The sequence below is a fragment of the Bacillus sp. SIMBA_074 genome (assembly GCF_046534555.1).
Lineage (GTDB): Bacteria > Bacillota > Bacilli > Bacillales > Bacillaceae_G > Bacillus_A > Bacillus_A mycoides.
This window is the reverse complement of sequence record NZ_JAWRYM010000229.1, coordinates 1-339: the sequence shown is the minus strand read 5'-3', so window position 1 is coordinate 339 and position 339 is coordinate 1. Positions and strand designations below refer to the sequence as shown.

The window sequence follows — 339 nt, the reverse complement described above, 5'->3', positions numbered from 1 at the left end:
CTGAATTTCCGCTTCCAGAAGAAGCGAAAGATTTAGTCATGCATACAAGGCTAAGTATTAATGGAAGCAATATCATGTTTTCAGATACTTTTCCTGGCATGCCTTTTGTCGAAGGAAATAATATCAGCTTGGCATTTGTTAGTAAGGATTTGGATGAAATTAAATCGATCTTTAATAAACTTAGTCAAGGCGGTAAGGTTGGGATGGAGCTTCAAGAAACATTTTGGAGTAAAATTTACGGTCAGTTAACGGATAAATTCGGAATCCAATGGCAATTTAACTTCGAGAGCTGAGCAACGAAATTTGGATATAGGACTTTTCACAAATGAAAAGTTTCTA

General features: G+C 35.7%; 1 protein-coding gene. It reads left to right on the top strand.

Translation table 11 applies throughout. The features are described 5' to 3' along the window. The coding region (locus tag SB773_RS30625) for a VOC family protein (RefSeq protein ID WP_410593987.1) at positions 1–293 on the top strand (293 nt) is incomplete at its 5' end. Between the last annotated feature and the right edge of the window lie 46 nt (positions 294–339).